We start from the raw sequence: 16,464 nt of genomic DNA, 5'->3' as shown, positions 1-16,464 counted from the left end.
AAACCTCCCCTCTATGCAGGAAATGCCAGCGATTTGATGGTTAATGGCACAACTTCCCCGCCAAAAAAGCTTTCGCCGATATCAATATAGTCACCGGCAACGGCACGCACTTCATCAATCACCAAAAGCTTCTGGGGCTCGATCAGGGGCTGCAACTCCATGCCCAGTACCTTGCCCAGATCATTTTCGGTAACGATAATCACAGGTGCACGGCTGTTGCCGTGCTGTTGGTAATACTGCGCAATTTCCCTCGCGCTGTGATTCACAACCCGGTAGCTCATGGGCATACTGCCGCCCAGTGAGACCGCGTACTGATCCTCGCGCAGATTCAGGTCCATTCGCTTTGCGGCTTCAACAATCAGATCGCAAAGCGGTGGCTGATCCGTTTTTTCCCAGTCAACGTCCGGCTCCACCACGGGTATGTTGCGCATGGGTAAGGCTTCGGGATTGAGCCAGATGGAGCTTCCGGACAGCGACATGGAATAAGCCCCGGCGCCAATCACAGTGGCCTGCTGGGTTTGCACAGGCTCACGCACATTCATCGCCGCCAGGGTCGGGTGCTTTAACAGCGCTCCGGCCAGCAGCACGCCCATGTCCTGCCACAGAAAAGGATCCAGCTCTTCCTTACGCAGGCGATAATAGCTGTTGCCCACACCACCACTGATAAAGACCGCGTCAAACTCGCCCGGGCCCTTCAGGTTTGGCGTCATCATCAGCTTGTCCCCCAAAACGGAGCGGTTGCCGACAATTTCATCCACAATCAATTGGGCCATGCAGTTGGCGATCTTTCTGAGATGATCAATGCTGAGCCGGGAAGCAGGTAGCGCTTCCCGAAACATGTACTCGATAACCTGCCTGGCTGGCTCCCGGATAACCGTGACTTTGCCGGAGCGGTCGGTTTTAACAAGGTTGCCGCCAATATTGATGCATGCGGTATCCTCCACATGACCGCTGTGAAACACCACGTAATTGCTGGTGCCACCGCCAATATCAATATTCAGTACCCGGGCGTGGTTGCGTTTGGAGTATTCACCGGCACCACTGCCCTTGCCTGCAATTACCGATTCCAGATTCGGCCCGGCAGTGGCCACCACGAAGTCACCCAGGCGGTCGGCCAGCCCCATCACGGTATCCCTGGCGTTTTTAACCTTGGATGTTTCGCCGGTAATGATGATGGCGCCGGTTTCAATGTCGCTCAGCTTGACGTCGGCTGCAGCAAACTGGTCGTCGATAAACCGCTGCAGCATGGCCACATCCACTGTGCCATCCTCCTGCAGGGGTGTGGGGCTGACCGGGCTCTGGTAGAAAATATCCCGTTCCACAAACTCATACCGGGGCACCTGGGTTACAGGCGCCCGGTTAACCATGGTGAGCCGGGAAAAGATCACCTGGGTTGTGGTGGTGCCGATATCGATACCGACACTGTGTACGGTTTTTCTGTTCACAGTTTCTCTTCCGCCACCTCTGAAGTGGACAGGTCCGGCCCCGGCTTACCGTGCTTTTCGATAGACGCAATCATCCGGTTGGCGAGCAGCATGGCGAACATAACCGCGGTGATACCACCGACAAGCTTGCCGATGATAACCGCCATGATCATGTCCGGCTTGTTGGCAGCAGTAAAGCCAAGGTGGTCCCCAAAGGTAAATGCAGCGCTCACAGCAAAAGCAGAGCAAAGAATCTTGCCGCGGCTGTCCATATCCTTCATTACCTGGAACATGGGAATGTTGTTGGCCAGGGTTGCGATCAGGCCGGTAGCGGCTGTCGGGTTTACATTCAGCACACCACCCATCTTCAACAAGGGCTTTTCAAACCAGCGGGTCAACAACAGCACCATCGGATAGGCACCCAACAGGATGATCGCGATGGAGCCAATGACCTCTATGGCCCGCATATCAACACCCGGCTCATCACCCTCGGTCATGAAAATCGGGTCCATACCGGGGATCAGGGTTATGCCCAGTGTGGTTTTCAGCACCGCAGCTGCAAGGCCAATGGTGATAAACGCCACCAGGAACTTTGAAAAAATTGAAAAACCACCGATCATCTTTTCGGGCATAAACCAAAGGCCGGCAGCAATAAGCGCAGACACGATAATCACCGGTATCAGGTTCATGAAAATCAGTGGCAGGTTGAACTGTATCGCCTCATTCGTACCGGGTATCAGAACCGTGGAAGCCATGGCCGCAAAGCCGCCTGCAATACAGCCCAGTGGAATAGTCACAATACCTGCAAGCACACCGGAGGCAAGATAGGGACGATCCTGTTCCTTGATGATGCCGACGGCAACGGGGATGGTGAATACAATGGTCGGGCCCATCATGGCGCCCAGAATCAGGCCCGCGTACATCCAGGCACCGTAGTTGATGGTGCCATCAGCGGCCGTGGCCATTTCCTTCGCCAGGAAGTAACCACCCATATCGTTGGCCAGAAGCGTGGTTGCGAACATGGCGGGATCCGCGCCCAGGAAGGTATAGATAGGTACCACGATGGGCGACAGTATTTTGGCCAGTACCGGCGCCATGGCGATAATACCGACCATCGCCAGGGCAAGTGCCCCCATGGCCTGAAAGCCTTCTTCGAATTCGTTACCGGCGCCGGTTATCGACCGCCCTACCCCGCGAAGCCCCAGTTTGCCGAGCACCGGTTCTGAGCCACCGAATTGCATGAATATACGATCCAGGGCACCGATAACCATGAAGGTCATCATGATGTAAAGAATAATCTGGTTTAGCATTTCCATAACCGTTTCTCCGCCTTCGAGCACAGGGTTGGTTCAATTTTTTTCTTTGGTACTGCAAGCCTCTTCAAGTAGTTGCACTATGTCCGTTTGGGTAACGTCTCTTGGGTTGTCCCGGATGCACACATCCGCCAGGGCACCGGTTGCGATGTCAGCAAAGTCATCCCTGTGGATGCTGGTTCCCGCAAGGCTTCCGGGCAAGCCAATATCACAAAGCAGTTGCCGGACTGCCGCAATGGACGCCATGCACTGCTCACGTTCTGTCATTCCCGAGTGAGTTACGCCCAGCATGTGGGCTATGGCGGCGTACTGCCGCTGACACACCAGGGCGTTGAATTTCATGACATAAGGAAGAAGGATCCCATTGGCAATGCCATGGGCGAGCTGGTAGCGGGCTCCGATCTGATGTGAAATGGCGTGCACAAGGCCGAGCCCGGAATTACTGAAGGCGAGACCCGCTTTATAGGCGGCGGTCGCCATGGTCAGTCGCGCTGCCATATCACCACTGTTACCCACCACCACAGGTAAGGCTTCGGCAATGCTCTGCACCGCACAGATAGCCAGCGCTTTTGCCAGCGGATGGGAACTGCGCGCGGCATAGGCTTCAATGGCGTGGGTCAGTGCATCAATCCCGGTGGCCGCGGTCACCAGAGGCGGCAGATTCAGCATCAGGGCAGGATCAACGATGGCGAGATCCGGCATCAGATCTACCTCTTTGATCACGAATTTGTGCTGCCGGTCAGCGCACATGATCACGCTGATGTCGGTTACTTCCGATCCTGTGCCCGCAGTTGTCGGGACAGCCCCCAAACCGATAGTCCGGCGGCCTGAAAATCCTGGCTCTGCCATTTCCTGCAAACTGCTCTTACAGCTTCCTGCCAGCGCAATGGCCTTGGCGGCATCGATTGCGGACCCGCCACCAAAACCCAGTACAAAATCTGCACGATTGCGAGCCACGAGCTCTGTTGCAGTAGCGACCACCGTTTCATCAGGTTCGCGGGTAATACCGGGATATAGCGTAAATTCGATACCTGCCCGCTCCAGGCTCCTCTCCATGCTCCGCATCAGACCTTTTTCATGTACCACGCGGTCGGCCACCACCAGCACATGAGATACACCGAGGTGGCGGAGCATCTCGCCAATTCTCAGAATCGCACCCTCGCCCATCAATGTCTGGCGCGGTGCATTGAAATTGAACAGACCTCGTGGCGTCAGTTCGTCTACCGTGTGGGTAACGACATTTTCGATCAACGCATTATCCAGGGACTGCTCAATGGTTTTCATATCAGCCGACCCTCTCTTCGCAGGGCTGGGAAACCTGCGAATAGGTAGCTATGGCGAGGGGCGTGAGGTACAGAGGATGTGATGGCATCACAATGTCAATACCGGGAAACTCTGCTGCAAAAACCTCAAGAAACCCGGGAAGCGCGCAGGAACCACCAGTGAGATAGATGGCCGGCACCTCATGGCCTGCAATATGGCCATGAACGATATCTGCCATCTTCGCAATCACCGGCGACGCCAGCCGGCATAAAGCGAGATCTTTGCTGGTGCGTTTCATCTCTTCGGCTTCTTCATAGGGCATACCGAAGTGCCCGGCCAGCGCCAGCGTGATATGCCGCCCTCCCGTAGCGTCATCCCTTGAGCATACAACCCGGCCCTGCTCTATAATGGCGGTGCCTGTGGTTCCACCACCAATATCGACCACCGCTGCGTGGTCGAGTTGCAGAAGCTGGGCAACACTGCTTGGCTCATCAATAACGCCGGCCACTTCCAGGCCAGCGGCTTCAATAACGTTGGTCGAAATACGTGAATCGGTACCGGGCGGAAAAGACGTGGTAACCCGCTCTATGGAAATACCCAGCCTGGCGCCCGCCCGCCTGATCTGTTCCCGGACGATCTGGCTGGCGCCAAAGAAATCCACCACTACCCCGTCACGAACAACATTGGCCCAGTCCATGTAGCCGGCCAGAGGGTTACCGGCTGCATCCAGTACAATGGTCTGAATATCAGCGGTGCCCAGATCCACGCCCACTCTGAACTCCCCCTGAAAAGGCGCCTCGGTATCCTTGTTAATCAGGCCGGCAGTCTTCTTCAGTAATCGGTTGACCTCGGCCATTGTCCTGCTCATTACGCTCTCCTTTCACACAATCCGGAACGAATCCACCAGAGTGCAACGCCGTTTGCGCACAAAGGTGCTGGCGTTGGTTACACCTTCGCCGGTGGGAGTTGATATCGTCATGGATGTCCAGCCCTCTCCCCCTGCCCCCAGCCCGGCGAGGCAGGGGCCATTTTTTACAAACAGGCTGCAGTTGATTTCCAGCGCCATGCGGGAGAGGTTGTCGATATTGCGGGAATGCATGGCCGCGGTGTGACGGTTGCCGGCTTCCAGCTCTACTGCCCAGTCGATCGCCTGGTCTGCATCTTTGACGCGGATCAGCGATATAACCGGGAGCATCATCTCGGTGGTAGCAAAAGCGTGATCCCGTGCTGTCTCTGTAACAAGCAGCCGTGTTCCTGCGGGGACACTGAAGCCTGCTGCGGCCGCGATTTTTTCTGCGTCGCGCCCCACCCACTCCGGTTTGGGGCGCGGATTCGGGCCCGGGTAACCCGCGAGTACAAGCCTGGCGACTGCATCCGCCTGATCGGCACTGATCTCCGCCGCACCGTGCCGGCACATGGACTCCTTCAGTTTCGTAGCAATCGACTCTACGGCGACAATCTCTTTTTCATCGACGCAAACGATGTTGTTATCAAACGAGGCACCCTGCACGATACTGATGGCAGCGCGTTCAATATCAGCCGTTTCATCCACCACCACGGGTGGATTACCCGGGCCCGCAGCAATCAGGCGCTTGTCGGTGACTTTTCGGGCGGCGTTCACCACCGCCTCGCCGCCAGTAATGGTAAGCAGATTGATGCCGGGGAAGCTGAATAACCGTGTGGCTGCCTCAATCGTGGGATCTTCCACACAGGTTACGAGATTGGCAGGCCCGCCCGCGCTTACAGAGGCGCGATTAATCAACTGAATCGTGCGCTGGGAGACCGCCTTGGCTGCGGGGTGCGGTGAAAACACCACCGAATTACCGCCCGCGATCATGCTGATCGCGTTATTCAGGATGGTTGCAGACGGGTTGGTTGAGGGCGTAACGGAGGCAATTGCACCCCAGGGGGCGTTCTCAACCAGTGACAGCCCGTGATCACCGGTAACCGCCATAGGCACTACGGCTTCAATACCCGGTGTTTTATCCAGAACCAGTTGGTGTTTGCGTATTTTGTCGTCTACCCGGCCGAACCCTGTCTCCTGCACCGCAAGCTCGGACAGTTCCCGTATGTGCTCCCCCCCGCTGCGCCGGATAGCCTTGATGATCGCTTCTCTCTGCGCCATCGATCTCAGCTTTTTATGGGCGGCCTGAGCCGCCGCCACGGCATCATCAAGGGTCTTGAAAACACCGTAACTTTCACCGTCGCGCTGCGGAGCGTGCAACTGCTCGATAACGCGGCGGACGATGGACTCAATCTGCTGTGCATCCATCTGCATATCCAGTCTCCCCTCTGGCTGCCCTGTTGTTACCTGTGGCAACCCCAAAAAGTGGCCTAATAGTTTCTCTGGTACTTCTGAAACCAGGTTTTCGAGCCACTGGTAACTTCATCGATGATACCCACGATGCTCAGGTCAACAGGTGCCTGGCCGGTGCCATCCACAGACATCCGGGCGGAGCTGCCACTAACCACCAGTACCCATTCACCTTCCCCCGCGCCCAGCCGGTCAGCTGCCACCAAAACTGAGCTTTCTTCCTTTCCGTCCTGATCGATAAACTTAACCAAGGCCAGCTTATCCATCCCCAGACGGTCGCTGCGGACAGTAGCAACGACTTGGCCAATTACTTTTGCAAGTCTCATGGGATGTCTTCCAAATCAGTTAACCCTGGCCCTATGTTTTCTTACCCTGAGCCGGCTTTTCCGGCTCCGCTGGCTTTTTCGGCAGGATCGGGAAAATGGATTCCAGATCTGCGTGTGGCCGTGGGATGACATGGACCGCTATCAGCTCTCCCAGCCTCTGTGCTGCCGCTGCTCCGGCATCCGTAGCCGCTTTACAGGCAGCTACGTCGCCTCTGACCAGGGCGGTAACGTAGCCATGGCCAATCTGCTCATAACCCACCAGTTCTACCCTGGCGGCTTTAACCATGGCATCAGAAGCTTCTATAAGAGCTGTCAGACCTCTGGTTTCAATAATGCCTAATGCTTCCATCATGCTCGTACCCTCATGCCGTGTAGCTTGTTCTGAAGCCTGCTTCCAGACTGCGTTCATCTGCATAAACCCTTTCCGGTGTCAGTCGACTGCCACAAGAGCCAGATCAGGACTGCCCGGAAGGTGTGATCGGGAAAATGGCCTCCAGATCTCCGTGTGGACGCGGAATCACGTGCACCGCCACCAGTTCGCCAATTCTCTGGGCAGCCGCAGCACCGGCATCTGTTGCCGCTTTGCAGGCTGCCACATCACCTCTGACCATTGCGGTTACCAAACCGCTACCAATCTGCTTGTAGCCAACGAGCTGAACCCTGGCGGCCTTGACCATTGCGTCAGACGCTTCGATCAGTGCTGTCAGACCTTTTGTTTCAATAATTCCAAGTGCTTCATTCATGGTTAATTCTCCTCAGGGTGTTACTACTCTTTGTTTCCCAGGCACGACGCCACTATGGCTACATCGACGATATCATCGGCGGTACAACCTCGTGACAGGTCATGCATTGGTTTTGCCAATCCTTCCAGTACCGGACCCAACGCCATGTAGTTACACAGGCGCTGGGCAACCTTGTAAGCGATATTTCCCGCCTCCAGCGAAGGAAATATCAGAACATTGGAGTTACCTTTCAGCGGGCTTTCAGGCGCTTTTTTCAAGGCAACCGAAGGCACCACCGCTGCGTCAAACTGCAGTTCACCATCAATAACAAGTGACGGCTCCCTGGCTTTGGCCAGTTCAAACGCCTCTCTTATGCGCCGGGCTGCCGGGTGCTGGGAGCTGCCCTTGGTAGAGAATGACAAAAGTGCTACCCGGGCTTGCTCGCCGGTAAGCGCCTCAAAGGCGCGTGCAGAATCGATGGCAATGTCGGCAAGCTGCTCTATTGTGGGTTCGGGTATAACACCTGCGTCTGCAAACAGCCGGAAGTCCCCACCATCGGCGGAGGACATCAGAAAAAACGAGGACACGGTTTTATGGCCGCCCTCAACACCAATCACTTTGATCGCTGCACGGATAACATCACCACTGGTTGAGATGTTTCCCGCGATGCAGATGTCTGCATGTCCAAGCTTGACCATCATGGCACCGAAATACAGCGGATCAGTCATCAGCCTGTGACCTTCATCGCGGCTCATCGCCTCGTTTTCGGCAAGGTGCGTACTGACAAAAGAATCCCGCCAGGCCGAATGCGCCGGGTCCACAATAGAAAAACAGGGTACGGCAACCCCTGCGTTGTGGGCGTAATCACGAATCTCGAAAGGGTTACCCAGCAAAACGGGTTTTGCCAGGCCCCGCTGTTGCAGCTCGTTAGCCGCATGCAATACCCTCACGTCCAGGGCATCGGGGAAAACAATGCGCTTGGGCGCCTTGCGACAAGCGTTCCGGCACTTTTCGATAACCGGGATCATGAAATCCCTCCCAGATCCGGAAGCGATCCGGTTGACTCAACCACCAGCGTCATCAGCATCAGAACGTAAAGTGCGCTACTCAGCCGGTTCAGGCCCTGGACAATATCCGGCCTGGTGATATCAAAACTGTCTGTCTGGAAGGTTCGGCAAGCCTCGACTTCGGCCTCCCGTGCAATAGCCCTGAGTACATTAATCAGGGACACATTCGGCCCGTGCTTCAGCTCCGGGACAATGTGGTCGTGACCGAGATATTTCAGGGGGTTATGGGAGATACGGTGAATGGTTTCGTCCGCCAGATCACCCATGCTGATTTCCGGCTGGGCGTCGCCAGTGACTTCACTGCGCAGGAGGTTACCCATAAAAGACCGCAGATCTGCCAGTGCATGCTGTAAAGCCGGATACTTTTCGAAGTTGGCGGCAAACTGGGTCTGCACCCATACCGTCTGGGAAATAAGCGTATCGAGCTTGCCACGCAGTGCGATCCTGGGGTGTGTCTTGGGCACCAGTTTTTCACCATCCAGCAGCGTTAATAGCTGGGTTTTCTTTTCAACCTGGCTGTTACAGAGGGCACATGCATTACCCGGGCGCTTGTTGGCACTGGTGAGAGGATGCACAGACGCTTTCTGGCTGGCGCCGGCCCCGGACTCGTCGGGGAGAAAAACCCGGCCATCATCGCCAATATACTTGACCCGGATTTTGCGCTCGGCCAGGAGCTGGCTTGCCGACGGTGTGAGGCGGGAGCCCTGGGGCAGGTGCACTTCGCTGCCATGGGCAAGGCCGAACTCGTGCCGTAAACTGGTTTCTGTGATCCAGGAAGGCATTGTTACAACCCCTTCTTATTGCGCGGACCAGTCCGCCGGATAGGTCACATACACAAACCGCACTTTTCCGGGCGACCCGAATTCGATCGCCGCGCCCTTGGGTATGAAAAACACATCCCCGGGCTTACCGACATGGGTCTTGTTGCCGCAGGTAATGTGCAGTTCGCCTTCCAGAACCACATCAATCTCGTCGTAGTTCAGTGTCCATGGAAAACTGCAGTTTTCCCACTGCATGTAACCGGCTGCTATGGAACTGTTGTCGGCAGAGCCAATTACATCGATAAGCCCGACCGGCTTGCCGCGTGCGCCCTCGAACCTGCCGGGCTTGACCGAGTTACCACGCACAAGCACCACCCCGTTGGGGGCTGTCTCGCGCTTACAGGAGGGGCCCTCCGCATCCTGGTGCTGCAGTTCTTTCAGGGCTTTCTCGATGAGCTGATCGAGCAGGCTGGAATTCTGGTGCGCGGCAGGCAGCTTGGCCCTCACGGCCTTTTTGATGGCCTGCAGGCTCTCAGGTTGGTTGCCAGCCCCGGGCGAGTGTTTTTTCCGGGGTTCATGGCCAACCGGAGCATCAACAATTTTCAGCCCCAGTTTTTTTGCAACATCGCGCGCTTCCGGTGTAATGATTGTGCGCTTCGGGCAAACCTCTACCGAGGCTTGTCCGCTGCGATGAAGCTCCTTGATTGTCTCAGCCGTTAACAGAGATTTCATAATCCGGCCCCTATCAAACCTGTATCAGAACCCGTTTTCGCCAACGTCTGCCAGCTCGGCGTGCTTGTCGTTGGCACCAATGTTCGAATCCGGTGTTTGCAGACCGATCAGAAACGATCGCAAACGGTCAACGCCCTCTCCTGTTTTCGTTGAGGTCAGGAAATACGGTGGTGGGATATTGTGTTCTGCCATCACACGACAGGCAGCTGCGGTGTCTGCGTCCGGCAAGTCTGTCTTACTGACGACTCCGACAACACGCTTGTTGGGATAGACATGCAGCAGACCGGGCGGCAGGGAGAAAGCCCTGCTGTTAGCAGGCTGCAGGTAAACTATCGTGTCAATCTCGGCAATTGTGGAAAGCAAGGCGCCGTAATACGCCGGGCGATTCACAAATTCACCGGGAGTATCTACGACATGGCTGGGGTGAAAAACAACAGCCTGGGTTTTCAGGACTTCTTCATCAGATTGCAGTAAGGCCAGGGTAAGCGCTGTTTTTCCACAGCCCACATCACCAACAAGGGCAAAATTCGCCAGATCCGGGTGCAAAAATCCCTCGCTCACGTCCTCGTCGCCTGACATACCCTGTACCCCAATGAAGACTCCAATGTGGAGAGGATGGCGGTGAGCGCTTCTTCGACTGAGCCTATACTGCCGGTGAGCACAAGAGCGCCCGAAAAACGATCCAGAAATCCTATTCTTACCGATGCAAACTTGGTTGCTATGTCTCCGGCAATAATGGCCGTCTCGCCGGGCGTCAGCGTAAGAATGCCGACTGCCTCTACGTGTTCCACCCCGACTTTCTGGCACAACTCCTCGGTAGGGTTGGCAAGCAAGTGCGCCAGCGTGACCTGTTTGCCCGGAACGTATTCCTGAATAATCCGTTCAATCTCGGCCGACTTACCAGAACCGATCACAGACACTATAAAATGCCCCGCTTTTTTGGCGCTCGAATAATCAATAAAGCCAGGATAAATCTGGACACACGTTCAGGTTAGACCAGTATTATTTTTATGCCAGTCAATCTTCAATCATACTGATACTAAGTTGACGCTGGTCAAAGAGAAGTTGCAGCTTGCAAGAATGTTGCGAACCGGGGGCGAGAAGCCAGGCTCAGGCAAGCGAAAGGAAGGGGGGAAGAGTGGTACGAAACACACCGACAAAAAAGGGCTGCATCTCTGCAACCCTTTTTTGTCGTTAAAGCTCTTTGAGTTTTCAAACTACAAATATGGTGGGTCGTGATGGATTCGAACCATCGACCAATTGGTTAAAAGCCAACTGCTCTACCAACTGAGCTAACGACCCAAAACTGGTGATCAGCGCATGTACCCTGATCGATTCCAGAGCGGCTCAGCAACTGCCCCGGAACATCGAATATGGTGGGTCGTGATGGATTCGAACCATCGACCAATTGGTTAAAAGCCAACTGCTCTACCAACTGAGCTAACGACCCAAGCGAGGCGCATATAGTAATGATTTTTACTGGACGATCAACCCTTTCGCGCCATGTTTTTTAAAAAAATTGCCAAACCCCGGCGTTCAGTCCTGCCCTGAGTCCAGAAATTTTCTGGCAAGCCTGGCGGCTTCGCTCTCCGGATAGTCAGCCAGAACCTGTTCCATCTGCCGGCGGGCCTCGGAGTTTTTATCAAGCCGGGCAAGCGTAATACCCAGTTTGTAGAGCGCATCCGGGGCTTTGCGGTGATCCGCATAGCGGGTCGCGACAATGGAGAATGCCTGGCGAGCCTGCTCAAGCTGAGGCTTTACAAGGTAAACTTCACCTAACCAGTAGTAAGCATTCACCGTCAGATCCCCTTCGGGATACTTGTCTATAAATTCATAAAGAGCGCTGATGGCCTGATCGTATTTTTTCTGGTTATGAATCAGATCCTGAATGGCTTTATAGGCTTTGCGCTCTTCCGCGTCGGGCTGACGATATTCCCGTATTTCGGCAGCGCGCTTCTCCTTGCCCGCCTCCTCGCCTGGCGTCTCTGCAGCCTGGGGCCTGGCGGCAAGCTTTTCTGAAAGATCGAGTATCCTCTGGTCCAGATCTATGTAACGATCCCGGCCCTGATCCTGCAGGCGCTTGATGAGATGCCTCTGCTCTTCTGTTTCGCCCTGCAGCCGCCGGACTTCACTCTGGAGTTGCTGGATCATGTAGAAAAGCTCAGATGTCGCCTGGCTGGAACTGGCGTTGCGCTGGGCTTCTGAAGCACTGTTCTGGAAAGCAGGAGTAGATGATTGCGCCAGAGTTATTTCCGCTTGCCCTAAAGCAAGCGGAAACATCACTGCCGCCATGAGCTGTTTTCTCATGGGCTTAACCTGATGTTGTGTGTGCGTTTACTCGAATACGAGCTCCACACGGCGGTTTTGCGCCCACGCACTCTCTGATGAGCCCATTACCGCCGGCTTCTCTTCACCATAGCTTACGGTTTCCATCTGGCCCCGTGAAGCACCATTTACAATCAGGAAGCGCTGAACGGCGTTGGCACGGCGTTCACCCAGTGCCAGGTTATATTCCTTGGATCCACGCTCATCAGCGTGCCCTTCAAGGCGCACATTCTGGCGGGGGTTATCAGCCAGATAACGGGCGTGAGCCATAAGCACATCACGAGCCTCGGGCTTGATTTCCGAGGTATCAAAATCGAAATAGAAGGTGGTGATATCCCGCAGAGCTTCCTGCTCAGCCTGCTTCCGGGCTTGCATGCGCTCTTCTTCAGTCATTGCAGACGAGGAAATACCGCCCTGGTCATCACCGCCATACACGGTAGAGCCGCCGTCCTGATCGATGGCTGCAACGTCAGAATCGTAGCCGCCTTCGTCCATACTCTCGCCCGTAGTACTACAGCCGGCAAAAAGGCCTGCGGAGAACAAAAGAGCAATTACTTTGGTTTGCGCTGACAACTTCATGATTCATTCCTTTCCGTTGATTGACTTGAACTTCTGTTTTCCGATGAATGGTTGGACATTCATCTACTACCGAACAATAGGCCCCCAGGCAGGGTCACGAACATCACCCTCTGAAGCCGGCAGGCTGTATGCCGCCCCGCCATCTGCAGAAACAACGGTCAATACGCTTTCACCATTGTGTTTGGTGGCATAGATCAGCATACGACCGTTTGGTGACACGCTTGGGGTCTCATCGGATTCCGTGCGCGTGAGGATGGTTTCCTCATCGTTTTTCAGGTTAGTGCGTGCAATATGAAACGCCTGATCCCGTTGATGGACGTAATACACGTAGTTACCTGTGTTGTCCGGGCGCGGGCGAGCGTTGTAACGGCTGCCGAATGTGATCCGGCGCGGCTCGGCACCAGGCTTTGCCATATAGTATATCTGCGGGCCACCGGAGCGGTCCGATGTGAAGAATATCCCCTTGCCTTCGCTGTCCCATACCGCCTCGGTATCAATGGCCCAGTGATTGGTAAGCTTTGTCACCTTCCGGGACTGAAGATTCATCTGGTAGATTTCAGCATTACCATCTTTTGACAGAGTCATCAGCAGGGATTGCCCATCCGCCGACCAGGCAGGTGCCGAGTTCAGACCCGGAAAATCCGCTACTTTTGTGCGCTGGCCGGTACTGAGTTCGTGTACAAAAATAACGGGTTTACCGGTTTCGAATGACACATAGGCCAGCTTCTTTCCATCCGGAGACCAGGCCGGGGACAAAATCGGTTCCTTACTCTGAAGCCGTACCCTGGCCCGCTTTCCATCGATATCACTGACCTCCAGGCGGTAACGGGGTTCTCCGTTACTCATATCAAGCGTGACGTATGCAAGCTTGGTGGAAAATGCCCCTTTAACGCCCGTGATCGCCTCGTAGACCTTGTCACTTACATGGTGGGCCAGCGAGCGCATATTGGAGGCCGGGGCTGCAGCCGTTTCACCCAGGATTCGCTCTTCCCGGTTGACATCAAACAGCTCGTAACGCGCCTGTATGCGATCCCCTTCGCGGGTGAGTTCGCCGACCAGCACATATCGCTGGCCGAGTAAACGCCAGTCCCGGAAGTACACCTCGGAGCGCCGGGAGGGAAGACTCAGCATTTTCTCCGGAGGCAGGGGCCGGAACTCGCCACTCATGGCCAGGTCTGCCTGTACGATGCTACTGAGTTTGTCGCCTGCGGGCATGTTGCCATTCTCGGCAAACGGCACTACGGAAACCGGAATTGCCGAGTCCGCGCCTTCGGTAATACGGATCAGCAGTTCGGCCTGAGCGCTGGTAGCTGCCACAAGCATCAGGGCGACCGCCGCAAAAGTAGCCCTTAACAGGCTGAACGAAATTTTCTGCTTCATGGTGTTACCCGCATCCTTATCTCAATCTTCGGGGATTGAACTCGATCGTGAACTGGCGGAAATAGGTTTCAAACGTATCCCGCTCAGACGGTACCGGATACCGGTTCAAAGACTTTACTGCGCCCAGCGCCGAGTTATCAAACGCCGTATTGCCACTGCTGGCGATCAGTTTTACTCCGGCCAGCTCACCAGTTGGCAGCAGGGTTATCTGCAGGCGAGCCGTCATTTCTTCCGTTGCTGAGGACGGTGGATACCAGGCCTGGCTCAAACGCTCACGAATCAGTGCCTGATATTTCTCGGTCTCCGACAACATCTGAGCCTGCCTGGCTTTGGCCGCTGCGGCCTGCTCTATGCGGCGCGCCTCTTCTGCCCGGGCTTTTCTCGCCTGTTCCGCCTGAGCTTCCAATTGCTGCTCCCGGAGTCGTCGCTCTGCCTCCAGGCGCTTGCGCTCAGCTTCCTTGCGAGCCTCTTCCTCTTTCTTCCTGCGCTCGGCTTCTTCACGTTTGCGCTGTTCTTCCTGGCGCCGCTTTTCTTCCTCGGCCTTGCGCTTGGCCTCCTGCTGCCGCCGTTTCTCTGCCTCCGCCTCTGTTTTACGACGTTCGCGTTCTTTCGCTTCAGCTTCCGCTTTCTGGCGCGCCGCTTCCGCTTCACGGGCTTTTTGCGCTTTCAGCTCTTCCGCCTTTGCCTGCTCGCGTTTGCGCTTCTGCTCCTCAGCTTTGCGCTCGGCCTCTTCGCGTTTTTTCTGCTCAGCAGCCTTGCGGGCCTCTTCCTCTTTCTGGCGCTTTTGCAATTCTGCCTGCTTCTGTTTTTCCAGCTCTTTGCGTTCCTGCTCTTTGTCCGGCTGATCTACCGGCTCGACAACCGGGCTTGGTTCCGGTTTCTGCTGGGTAATAAGGCGTGCAGAAATGCTGCTGGGAGGCGGTTCATGAGTAGGAGATGACCACGACCAGCCCGCCAGAGCCACACCGGCAATAAGCAGGTGCAAAGCTACCGAGAGTGCAACTGGCGATTTCCAGGGCGGCACTCCGGCACTGGTGTATTCCCGTTCCTGACCTGTCACAACCATTCCGCCTGCACTGATCTCACGTTTCGTCCGGTGCGGTATCGGTAATCAAACCGATACTGGTCGCCCCCGCACCCTGAAGAGCCGCCATCAAACGAACCACAGTGCCGTAATCAACGTTTTCATCCCCGCGCACGAGGATATCGCCGGACGTTCTCTGAGACAGGATTTTTGCCACCTGCTGGCGCACTTCCGACAGTGGCATGGGGTCGCTGCCCTTGTCACCCACTTCCACGTAATAGGCGCCGTTGGAATCTACGGATACGATGATGGATTCCACATTTTTATCCGGCTGAATCGGATCTGATGCCGTCTCTGGAAGATCCACCTTGACGCCCTGGGTAAGCATGGGCGCGGTAACCATAAAAATGATCAGCAGTACCAGCATCACATCGATGTAAGGCACCACATTGATTTCCGACATCGGTTTACGCCGCTGTTCGGGCATCATCCCCATACCTTTCATAGCGGTGTGCTCCGGCTGTTAATAACATTCAGGGTCATCACGCTGCGCTCTTCTCACCGCTGTGAACACGTCGATGCAGAATGCTGGAAAATTCATCTGCAAAGGTTTCGTAGTTCTTCAGAAGTGCATCCGATTTGGCCGAGAACCGGTTATAGGCAACCACTGCCGGGATGGCCGCGAACAGGCCCATGGCCGTTGCAATCAGCGCTTCCGAAATACCGGGGGCAACCGTTGCCAGTGTGGCCTGCTGAACCTGGGCCAGGCCACGAAACGAATTCATGATGCCCCAGACAGTACCGAACAGGCCCACGTAAGGGCTGGTGGAACCTACCGTGGCAAGAAAAGGCAAATGCATTTCCAGGCGCTCCTGTTCCCGGGAAAAGGCAACCCGCATGGCTCGCTGCGTGCCCTCCATGACGGCGTCCGCATCACGGCTTTGCTGGCGTAACCGGGAGAACTCCTTGAAGCCGGCACGAAACAGGGCTTCCATACCCGAGAAAGGCGTCGGCTCGGCATTGACTTCCCGATAGAGTTGCCCGAGATCCATGCCAGACCAGAAACGCTCCTCGAAAGCCAGTTGCGCCTGCCGGGCTTTACGGAATACCTGCAAACGCTGAAAAATAAGTGCCCAGGACACCACCGATGCGGCAGCAAGTAACAACATCACCAGTTGCACCAAGACACCGGCGTTTGCAATCAGACTCCAGACTGACAGTTCCGAATCCACCA

Annotated in this window: 19 protein-coding genes and 2 tRNA genes; all 21 read right to left on the bottom strand. The window is 55.5% G+C overall.

The genetic code is table 11. The annotated features are described in order from the left end of the window. Positions 1-11: 11 nt before the first annotated feature. The 21 genes from CDH48_RS07215 to tolQ all read right to left on the bottom strand — a co-directional run bounded on the left by CDH48_RS07215 (position 12) and on the right by tolQ (position 16,462). On the bottom strand, positions 12-1,445 hold the full coding sequence (locus tag CDH48_RS07215; protein WP_100688030.1) for an ethanolamine ammonia-lyase reactivating factor EutA: 1,434 nt from the start codon (positions 1,443-1,445) through the stop codon (positions 12-14). Then, the gene (gene eutH / locus CDH48_RS07210) at positions 1,442-2,740 is read right to left on the bottom strand and encodes an ethanolamine utilization protein EutH (RefSeq protein ID WP_100688029.1); all 1,299 of its coding nucleotides are present in this window, start codon (positions 2,738-2,740) and stop codon (positions 1,442-1,444) included. The genes CDH48_RS07215 and eutH overlap by 4 nt, the downstream gene beginning before the upstream one ends. Positions 2,741-2,773: 33 nt before the next feature. Further along, positions 2,774-4,021 carry an iron-containing alcohol dehydrogenase family protein gene (locus tag CDH48_RS07205; RefSeq protein WP_100688028.1) on the bottom strand — a complete coding sequence of 416 codons (1,248 nt, stop codon included), beginning with the start codon at positions 4,019-4,021 and terminating at the stop codon, positions 2,774-2,776. Between the two features lies 1 nt (position 4,022). Then, a complete protein-coding gene (eutJ, locus tag CDH48_RS07200; RefSeq protein WP_100688027.1) occupies positions 4,023-4,868 on the bottom strand; it encodes an ethanolamine utilization protein EutJ in 846 nt (281 codons plus the stop codon). A gap of 12 nt (positions 4,869-4,880) precedes the next feature. Next, a complete protein-coding gene (locus tag CDH48_RS07195) occupies positions 4,881-6,278 on the bottom strand; it encodes an aldehyde dehydrogenase family protein (protein ID WP_100688026.1) in 1,398 nt (465 codons plus the stop codon). Between the two features lie 56 nt (positions 6,279-6,334). Further along, positions 6,335-6,640, bottom strand: coding sequence for a EutN/CcmL family microcompartment protein (locus CDH48_RS07190; RefSeq protein ID WP_100688025.1), 306 nt, complete (start codon positions 6,638-6,640; stop codon positions 6,335-6,337). Between the two features lie 31 nt (positions 6,641-6,671). Next, a complete protein-coding gene (eutM, locus tag CDH48_RS07185) occupies positions 6,672-6,992 on the bottom strand; it encodes an ethanolamine utilization microcompartment protein EutM (protein ID WP_157807807.1) in 321 nt (106 codons plus the stop codon). 103 nt (positions 6,993-7,095) lie between these two features. Beyond that, positions 7,096-7,383, bottom strand: coding sequence for an ethanolamine utilization microcompartment protein EutM (gene eutM / locus CDH48_RS07180; protein ID WP_100688024.1), 288 nt, complete (start codon positions 7,381-7,383; stop codon positions 7,096-7,098). Between the two features lie 23 nt (positions 7,384-7,406). Next, positions 7,407-8,390 (bottom strand): phosphate acetyltransferase, encoded by a 984-nt coding sequence (pta, locus tag CDH48_RS07175; RefSeq protein WP_188437626.1) that lies wholly within the window; start codon positions 8,388-8,390, stop codon positions 7,407-7,409. After that, entirely contained in the window at positions 8,387-9,211 is an 825-nt protein-coding gene (gene eutT / locus CDH48_RS07170) for an ethanolamine utilization cob(I)yrinic acid a,c-diamide adenosyltransferase EutT (protein ID WP_100688023.1), read from the bottom strand. The genes pta and eutT overlap by 4 nt, the downstream gene beginning before the upstream one ends. Positions 9,212-9,226: 15 nt before the next feature. Then, positions 9,227-9,922, bottom strand: coding sequence for an ethanolamine utilization acetate kinase EutQ (gene eutQ, locus CDH48_RS07165; protein WP_100688022.1), 696 nt, complete (start codon positions 9,920-9,922; stop codon positions 9,227-9,229). A gap of 24 nt (positions 9,923-9,946) precedes the next feature. Next, entirely contained in the window at positions 9,947-10,483 is a 537-nt protein-coding gene (locus CDH48_RS07160) for a EutP/PduV family microcompartment system protein (protein ID WP_100688021.1), read from the bottom strand. Next, positions 10,480-10,842: a BMC domain-containing protein gene (locus CDH48_RS07155; RefSeq protein WP_318276751.1), complete on the bottom strand. Its 363-nt coding sequence runs from the start codon at positions 10,840-10,842 to the stop codon at positions 10,480-10,482. The genes CDH48_RS07160 and CDH48_RS07155 overlap by 4 nt, the downstream gene beginning before the upstream one ends. Before the next feature lie 306 nt (positions 10,843-11,148). Next, positions 11,149-11,224 (bottom strand) — tRNA-Lys (locus tag CDH48_RS07150). Between the two features lie 72 nt (positions 11,225-11,296). Further along, positions 11,297-11,372: transfer RNA gene (locus CDH48_RS07145), tRNA-Lys, on the bottom strand. A gap of 86 nt (positions 11,373-11,458) precedes the next feature. Next, positions 11,459-12,229, bottom strand: a complete 771-nt coding sequence (ybgF, locus tag CDH48_RS07140; RefSeq protein WP_100688020.1) for a tol-pal system protein YbgF — start codon at positions 12,227-12,229, stop codon at positions 11,459-11,461. 27 nt (positions 12,230-12,256) lie between these two features. Continuing rightward, complete coding sequence (gene pal / locus CDH48_RS07135) at positions 12,257-12,826, bottom strand: peptidoglycan-associated lipoprotein Pal (protein ID WP_100688019.1); 570 nt, start codon at positions 12,824-12,826, stop codon at positions 12,257-12,259. 66 nt (positions 12,827-12,892) lie between these two features. After that, a complete protein-coding gene (gene tolB, locus CDH48_RS07130) occupies positions 12,893-14,149 on the bottom strand; it encodes a Tol-Pal system beta propeller repeat protein TolB (RefSeq protein ID WP_264754764.1) in 1,257 nt (418 codons plus the stop codon). Positions 14,150-14,222: 73 nt separating this feature from the next. Beyond that, positions 14,223-15,266: a cell envelope integrity protein TolA gene (gene tolA / locus CDH48_RS07125; protein WP_227520982.1), complete on the bottom strand. Its 1,044-nt coding sequence runs from the start codon at positions 15,264-15,266 to the stop codon at positions 14,223-14,225. Positions 15,267-15,288: 22 nt separating this feature from the next. Next, positions 15,289-15,735, bottom strand: coding sequence for a protein TolR (gene tolR / locus CDH48_RS07120; RefSeq protein WP_100688016.1), 447 nt, complete (start codon positions 15,733-15,735; stop codon positions 15,289-15,291). Between the two features lie 37 nt (positions 15,736-15,772). After that, positions 15,773-16,462, bottom strand: coding sequence for a protein TolQ (tolQ, locus tag CDH48_RS07115; protein WP_100688015.1), 690 nt, complete (start codon positions 16,460-16,462; stop codon positions 15,773-15,775). Positions 16,463-16,464: the final 2 nt, after the last annotated feature.

This window comes from Marinobacter aromaticivorans (genome assembly GCF_002806975.1).
In the GTDB taxonomy this organism is placed as follows: Bacteria; Pseudomonadota; Gammaproteobacteria; order Pseudomonadales; family Oleiphilaceae; genus Marinobacter; species Marinobacter aromaticivorans.
Note: the sequence above shows the minus strand (reverse complement) of the source record. Positions and strands in the feature narration are given on the sequence as shown.

Excerpts from the sequence above, each read along its gene's own strand:
- eutH (WP_100688029.1), bottom strand. The coding sequence starts at position 2,740 with ATGGAAATGCTAAACCAGATTATTCTTTACATCATGATGACCTTCATG.
- CDH48_RS07205 (WP_100688028.1), bottom strand. The coding sequence starts at position 4,021 with ATGAAAACCATTGAGCAGTCCCTGGATAATGCGTTGATCGAAAATGTC.
- eutJ (WP_100688027.1), bottom strand. The coding sequence starts at position 4,868 with ATGAGCAGGACAATGGCCGAGGTCAACCGATTACTGAAGAAGACTGCC.
- CDH48_RS07195 (WP_100688026.1), bottom strand. The coding sequence starts at position 6,278 with ATGCAGATGGATGCACAGCAGATTGAGTCCATCGTCCGCCGCGTTATC.
- CDH48_RS07190 (WP_100688025.1), bottom strand. The coding sequence starts at position 6,640 with ATGAGACTTGCAAAAGTAATTGGCCAAGTCGTTGCTACTGTCCGCAGC.
- eutM (WP_157807807.1), bottom strand. The coding sequence starts at position 6,992 with ATGATGGAAGCATTAGGCATTATTGAAACCAGAGGTCTGACAGCTCTT.
- eutM (WP_100688024.1), bottom strand. The coding sequence starts at position 7,383 with ATGAATGAAGCACTTGGAATTATTGAAACAAAAGGTCTGACAGCACTG.
- pta (WP_188437626.1), bottom strand. The coding sequence starts at position 8,390 with ATGATCCCGGTTATCGAAAAGTGCCGGAACGCTTGTCGCAAGGCGCCC.
- eutT (WP_100688023.1), bottom strand. The coding sequence starts at position 9,211 with ATGCCTTCCTGGATCACAGAAACCAGTTTACGGCACGAGTTCGGCCTT.
- eutQ (WP_100688022.1), bottom strand. The coding sequence starts at position 9,922 with ATGAAATCTCTGTTAACGGCTGAGACAATCAAGGAGCTTCATCGCAGC.
- ybgF (WP_100688020.1), bottom strand. The coding sequence starts at position 12,229 with ATGAGAAAACAGCTCATGGCGGCAGTGATGTTTCCGCTTGCTTTAGGG.
- pal (WP_100688019.1), bottom strand. The coding sequence starts at position 12,826 with ATGAAGTTGTCAGCGCAAACCAAAGTAATTGCTCTTTTGTTCTCCGCA.
- tolB (WP_264754764.1), bottom strand. The coding sequence starts at position 14,149 with ATGCTTGTGGCAGCTACCAGCGCTCAGGCCGAACTGCTGATCCGTATT.
- tolR (WP_100688016.1), bottom strand. The coding sequence starts at position 15,735 with ATGAAAGGTATGGGGATGATGCCCGAACAGCGGCGTAAACCGATGTCG.